This is a genomic window from Streptomyces melanogenes, assembly GCF_014649795.1.
GTDB classification, from domain to species: domain Bacteria; phylum Actinomycetota; class Actinomycetes; order Streptomycetales; family Streptomycetaceae; genus Streptomyces; species Streptomyces noboritoensis.
Genome location: NZ_BMTS01000043.1, coordinates 37,128 through 43,600, shown reverse-complemented (window position 1 = coordinate 43,600; position 6,473 = coordinate 37,128). Strand labels below are relative to the sequence as shown.

General features: G+C 70.3%; 5 protein-coding genes. 3 read left to right on the top strand and 2 right to left on the bottom strand.

What is annotated here, in order from left to right:
* Nucleotides 1-124: 124 nt before the first annotated feature.
* Nucleotides 125-277 (top strand): hypothetical protein, encoded by a 153-nt coding sequence (locus IE252_RS40580; RefSeq protein ID WP_190094530.1) that lies wholly within the window; start codon nucleotides 125-127, stop codon nucleotides 275-277.
* A gap of 255 nt (nucleotides 278-532) precedes the next feature.
* Here the strand turns inward: IE252_RS40580 and IE252_RS40575 are convergent, their stop codons facing one another.
* Entirely contained in the window at nucleotides 533-2,857 is a 2,325-nt protein-coding gene (locus IE252_RS40575; protein WP_190094529.1) for a beta-galactosidase, read from the bottom strand.
* Nucleotides 2,858-3,170: 313 nt separating this feature from the next.
* Between IE252_RS40575 and IE252_RS40570 the strand changes: the two genes are divergently transcribed.
* Nucleotides 3,171-4,877, top strand: coding sequence for a ricin-type beta-trefoil lectin domain protein (locus tag IE252_RS40570; protein WP_229849121.1), 1,707 nt, complete (start codon nucleotides 3,171-3,173; stop codon nucleotides 4,875-4,877).
* Nucleotides 4,878-4,904: 27 nt separating this feature from the next.
* Here the strand turns inward: IE252_RS40570 and IE252_RS40565 are convergent, their stop codons facing one another.
* On the bottom strand, nucleotides 4,905-5,216 hold the full coding sequence (locus tag IE252_RS40565; protein ID WP_229849120.1) for a hypothetical protein: 312 nt from the start codon (nucleotides 5,214-5,216) through the stop codon (nucleotides 4,905-4,907).
* A gap of 206 nt (nucleotides 5,217-5,422) precedes the next feature.
* On the opposite strand from IE252_RS40565, the gene IE252_RS40560 reads away from it, so the two are divergent.
* Entirely contained in the window at nucleotides 5,423-6,412 is a 990-nt protein-coding gene (locus IE252_RS40560; RefSeq protein ID WP_190094527.1) for an aldo/keto reductase, read from the top strand.
* Nucleotides 6,413-6,473: the final 61 nt, after the last annotated feature.

Here is a 6,473-nt window from a genome sequence, read left to right as displayed (position 1 = left end):
GGCAGCAACGGCTCCAGCACCGCCCACTCTTCGTCCGTGAGATCTCCCCGTCCCATGAACCGTGATCATCCAACGCTCAAGATCCACTTTCGACACACGGCCTAAGGCAATGGGCTCAGCGTCCATGCCGATCTCCTTCGGCTGGGGGGTGACGGCGCTGTCGTCGTGGCGGGGCCCACACGGGGTGACGGCCCAGGACGGCCACAAAGAGGTGAAGGTCAAAGCGCGTTCACTTGCCGGCTTCCAGGGCTTCGGCGAACCGCCGGTCCATGCATGAGTCAGCCGAAATGCCCTTTAGCGCACCCTCGGCAGGCTAGGTGCGGGGCGGCGGCGGGGTCAAGCGCACCCTCGGCGGGCAGCGCTGCGCGTCCGGAGGTGTGCCACGGCGCGGCGGCGCGACAGAGGGCAGGCGTACAACTCCCCGCACGCCAGCGGGCGTTGAGTATGTGACGACTGCACCTTCGCGGGACGGCGCGAACCTCCGTCTGCGGCAGGAAGCAATCAGTCCGCACTGCTTCATACCGCCATACGGTCACGGTGACGCGATGAGCCACTGTTGGCTGAAATCCCCCGTGTCGGTTTGTTCGACGATCTTCGCGCCGTCGGCGGTCGCGCTTCCCGCCACCCCTAGCACCTTGCCGGTGCTGACGCTGACCAGCTTCACGTACCCGTCGCTGGTGGGCACCGGCCGCCACCGCTGGTTGGCGCCGCCGTTGGCGGGCCACTGGATGACCGGTGTGCCGTCGGCGGACGCGTTTCCCTGGATGTCGACGAGCAAGCCCGAGTGCACGTTGGCCAAGGTGCAGGTCCCGTCGGCGGCCGTGGTACGGCGCCACTGCTGGTTGGCACCGCCGTTGCCACCCCACTGGTTCAGCTGCACACCATAAGCGGTTGACCAGTCCGGTACGTCGAGGAGTTTGCCGCTGCGCCGGTTGGTGAGAGTGCAGGGGGTTTCGACGAGGGTCGCCCGGAACGGGACGGGCTGCGGGCGCAGTTGGTGCAGGTCGAGGACGAGGATCTCGTTCTGTCCGACGGTGAGCCACGGGGCGGGGCAGTACAGGCGCTGCTGGGGTCCGATGGACCAGTACCGGCCGAGGTTGTGTCCGTTCACCCACACGACCCCCTTGGTCCAGCCGGACATGTCGAGGTAGGTGTCGCCGGTCTCGGCGAGGGTGACCGTGGCGCGGAAGAAGATGCCCGCGCGGCCGGGGTCGCTGATCTTCGGACGCAGGGCCGCGACGAACGCCTCGTCGATAGGCAGCGCGTAGGTCTGCCAGTCGCTGACCGTGCCGTTGAGCGGGCCCGCGCCGGAGAGGGAGACCTGCTGGGTGATGCCCTTGCGGTCGACCAGGCCGTGGCCGAAATTGGTGCGCCCCATGCCCTCGACGAGAATGTCCAATGTGGGCCTTGCGCCCGCCGACCCGAGTACGAGGCGCGAGCCGGTGGTCACCTTCAACGGCGTGGCGTACGCCGAGGGCACCGCCGGACGGGAGATAGCGCCCTGGTAGGCGCCGTCGAGGAAGACCGTGGCGTAGTCGTGGACGGAGGTGACGTCGAGCGTGCCTCCCGCGTACCCGGAGAGGACCTTGCGGTAGAGCATGAACCCAAAGTTCTGCCCGTAGTTCTCCATGGGCTGCGGCGCGACGGTCTGCGCGGGCGGCAGCGCGGCGGGCAGGTTGTCCCACAGCGACGCGTAGGCGCTCGGCATCGGCGCGTCGCTTCCGCTACGCGTGATGGTGGGGACCGGTTCCGGCACGGGCGGCAGTGAGACACCCGGATAGCCGCCGATGAGCGAGCGGTACGCGGCGTACCTCGGCGCGGGCCGCCCCTGCTCGGTGATCGGCGCCCCGTAGTCGTAGGTGGTGATGTCGGCGGTGTAGCCGCTTCCGTCGTCGTTCGCGTTGGCACCGGCCCAGTAACCGAAGTTGGTGCCGCCGTGCACCACGTAGACGTTGAACGACTGCCCGGCGTTCATCAGGTCCCGCAGCGCCCCGGAGAGGTCGGTGTCCTGCCCGGCGAACGTGCCCTCGCCCCAGTGGGTGAGCCATCCCGGGTACAGCTCCCCCGACATCGCCGGGACCTTCGGGTACGCCGTGCGGCAGGATCTGATGTCCGAGGAGGTCCCGCCGCTGAGACCGATCGCCCCGCCGGTGACGTTGGTGTGGTTCGCCACGACCTGGCCGAGCCCGTCCTGGGTGTAGAACGGCCCCTCCACCCCTGCCCCGAGCCACAGTTGGCGCAGCTGCTCCAGATAGGTTCCGTCGCTGCCGTACGAGCCGTACTCGTTCTCGATCTGCACCATCAGGACCGGGCCGGCGTTGACGGCCATCAGCGGCCGGATGACCGGGGCGATCGCGTTGATGTACCGGGCCACGGCCGCCATGTAGTCCGGGTCCTGGCTCGCGTTCACCCGCAGCCGGACCGACGGCTTCTTCAGGAGGTACGAGGGCAGCCCGCCCAGGTCCCATTCGCCGCAGACGTACGGGCCCGGGCGCAGCAGCACGTACATGCCCTCCTGCGCGCAGAGCCGGATGAAGGCGGCGAAGTCGCGCCGGTCGGTGGCGAGGTCGAAGACGCCGGGCCGCTCTTCGAGGTAGTTCCACATGACGTACAGCGCGACGGTGTTGAGACCCATCGCCTTGGCCATCCGGATGCGGTGGCGCCAGTACTGCACGGGGATGCGGGCGGGGTGCATCTCGCCGCTGCGGATCTGGAACACGGCGCCGTCGAGGACGAACTGCGAGCCGTCGGCGGAGAAGCCGAAGGTGTGCCCGGCGGCGGAGGCGCGCCCGCCGGAGACGGCCAGCGCGGCCGCCGGGCTCAGGGCGGCGGCGACCAGCAGGGTGCGTCGGTGCATGCGTACTCCCCGGGGCGACGGGCGGACTGCGGGCGGGTCATGAGGCGTTCGGCGGCACATGAGGCGAGCGGAAGGGCATCCGTCTCTCCGCCGTGCTGCGCCGCAACGTAATTAATCGATCAAGAAGCGTCAAGAGTGCACGTAATCAAACATGGCGCCTTCAGGACGCGCACCTCGGAACCTCCGCACGCACCCGGCCATGCTCAACTCAAGCTGCCTGCACGGTGATTGAAGGTGCTTCAAACTCCGCGCTACGATGCACCATCAATCACGCCCGGCCGCACGTCCCCTTCTCACCACAGAGGAGCTCCCCGTGCCACGCCCCCCAGGTTCCCCCCGTATACGCACCGCTCTGAGCGCCGTCGCCGCAGCTCTGCTGTGCCTGCCGCTCGCCACGGCGACCGCCGCGCACGCGTCCCCCGAGGCCCTCCCCGCAGCGGCCCAAGTACCCGCCCCCACCCCGCCGATGGGCTGGAACGACTGGGCCCACTACCAGTGCGGCGTCACCGAGCAGACCGTCACCGCCAACGCCGACGCGCTCGTCTCCACCGGTCTCGCCGCCAAGGGATACACCACGGTGACCGTGGACGACTGCTGGACGACCCGGTCGCGGGACGCCGACGGGAACCTCGTCGCCGACCCGGTCAAGTTCCCGCACGGCATGGCCTGGCTCGGCCAGTACCTGCACGCCCGTGGGCTCCGGTTCGGGATCTACGAGGACGCGGGCTCGTCGACCTGCGGCGGCTACCCCGGCAGCGGACGGCCCCAGGGCGGCGGCGCGGACCACTTCGCCCAGGAGGCCGCCGCGTTCGCCTCCTGGGGCGTGGACTACCTCAAGCTCGACGGCTGCAATCTGTACGTGGCCCCGGGCCAGACGCAGGAGCAGGCCTACCGGCAGGCGTACGACGCCCAGGCGGCGGCGCTGCGCGGCTCGGGCCGCGAGATCGTGTTCTCCGAGTCGGCGCCCGCGTACTTCCAGAGCGGCGAATGGGGCAACCCCACCTGGTTCGACGTGCTGTCCTGGGTCGGCTCGGACGGCCAGCTCTGGCGCGAGGGCTGGGACATCGCCACCTACGATCCCGCGCATCCGAACACCAGCCGCTGGTCCAGCGTGCTCGCCAACTACGGCTACAACCGCTGGATCGGCCGGTACGCCCGGCCGGGCAACTGGAACGACCCGGACTTCCTGATCGCGGGCGCGGGCGGGCTCACCGACGACGAGTCCCGCAGCCAGGTCGCCCTGTGGTCGATGATGGCCGCGCCGCTCATCCTCTCCTCGGACGTCTCCCAGCTCACCCCGGCGGCCCGGTCCGCGCTGGGCAACACCGAACTGATCAAGGTGGACCAGGACAGCCTCGGCCGGCAGGCGGGCGTGGTGTCCACGGACGGCAGCACCGACGTCCTGGCCCGGCCGCTCGCGGGCGGGGACCGCGCGGTCGCGGTCCTCAACCGGAGCGCGACCGCCCGCACCCTCACCACCACGCTCGCCGACGTGGGCCTGCCGGGCTGCACGGTGACCGCCAAGGACCTGTGGACCGGCGCCACCTCGACGGTGAGCGGCAGCCTGGCCGCGACCGTCCCCGCCCACGGCACGGCGGTCTGGCGCCTCACCCCCGGCAGCGGCTGCGGCGCCGCCGTCCCCACCGGCCAGCTCACCGGCAACGGCGCCAAGTGCGCGGACGTCACCGGCAGCGGCACGGCCGACGGCACCCAGGTGATCCTCTACACCTGCACCGGCAACCCCAACCAACGCTGGACCACCGGCACCGACCGCACCCTGCGCTCACTCGGCAAGTGCCTCACCGCGAGCAACACCACCGCCGGCAGCCCCGTCACCCTGGCCACGTGCAGGGGCACCACGGCCCAGCAGTGGAACGCCAACCCCGACGGCACAGTCCGCAGTGCCGCGAGCGGGCTGTGCCTCGATGTGTACGGGGGTGGCACGGCCGACCTGACCAAACTCGACACCTGGACGTGCGGCCACCTCCAGGCCAACCAGGTCTGGGCGATGCCCAACTGACAGGCCGGCCTGTCCGGCCCCTCGCCGTCAGCCGAACCGGACGCTGGAGAAGCGCAGCCCCTTCGGACCCTGCTGGCCGGCGGCGATCTTCGTGGCCTTGCCCTTGCACTGCTTGCCGGCGAAGACGGTCGCCGCCGAGCCCGTCCCGTTGTGGGGGCTGGACGCCGCCTGGGACATCGTGAAGCACTTGCCGTCCGGCAGGTTCTCCACGAAGTACGGCCGGCCCCCCCTCTGGAACGTGAACGGGCCCTTCGCGGGGACGGTCAGGGCGAAGCTCAGCCCGACGAGAGCGACGGCGAACGGACGGATAAGACGTATTATTGATCCCCTGTTGGACAACGGACGACGAAGCGGAAGTGCTTCACTCACACAACGACACTCGGCGGCAGGCGACACGAGCGGAGCGCTTCGTCCGATCGTCGGACGAGGCGGGCGGACCCGATCCGCCGCACGACAAACCCCATGCGTCCGAACCCGGTTGACTTGGAGTGCACTCCAGCACCTAGCGTCCTGAACAGATCGTTTCGAGTTCAGGAGGCAGCAACATGACCACCGTTCCCACCCGTTACCTGGGCAGCCTGGCGGTTTCGGCGCAGGGCCTGGGGTGCATGGGCATGAGCCACGGCTACGGCACCACGGACGACACCCAGTCCATCGCCACCCTGCACCACGCCCTCGACCTCGGCGTGACCCTGCTGGACACCTCCGACTACTACGGCTCCGGCCACAACGAGGAGTTGATCGGCCGGGCCATCGCCGGGCGTCCCCGCGACGAGGTGGTGCTGGCCACCAAGTTCGGCTTCGCCAACAGCCTGGGCGAGCCCACCCTCATCCGCGGGGACGCCGCCTACGTACGGCAGGCGTGCGAGGCGTCGCTGCGGCGCCTCGGGGTCGACCACATCGACCTCTACTACCAGCACCGGGTCGACCCGTCCGTGCCGATCGAGGAGACCGTCGGCGCGATGGCCGAGCTCGTACGGGAGGGGAAGGTGCGCCACCTCGGGCTGTCCGAGGCCAGTGCCCAGACCATCCGGCGGGCGCACGCGGTGCACCCCATCGCGGCGCTGCAGAGCGAGTGGTCGCTGTGGACCCGCGACCTGGAGGCGGAGATCGCCCCGGTCTGCCGTGAACTCGGCATCGGCCTCGTCCCGTTCTCCCCGCTCGGCCGCGGCTTCCTGACCGGCCAGTACAGCTCGGTCGACAAGCTGGAGGCCACCGACATACGGCGCAGCCAGCCGCGCTTCGCCGACGGCAACCTCGAACGCAACCTGGCGATCGTGGCGAAGCTCAACGAACTGGCCACGGCGAAGGGCGTCACCGCCGGGCAGCTCGCCCTGGCCTGGGTGCAGCACCGGGGCCAGGACGTGGTGCCGATCCCCGGCACCCGCCGCCAGCGCTACCTGGAGGAGAACCTCGCGGCCCTGACCGTCGAGCTGTCCCCGCAGGACCTCGCCGCCATCGAGGCCGCCGCCCCGTCCGAGCAGATCGCCGGCACCCGCTACGACTCCACCAGCCTCACCTTCGTCGACAACTGAGCCGCCGAGGCGCCGGCCGAGCAGCGGGCAGGCCGGTCCGGGCTCCGCGAACGTCGACGGG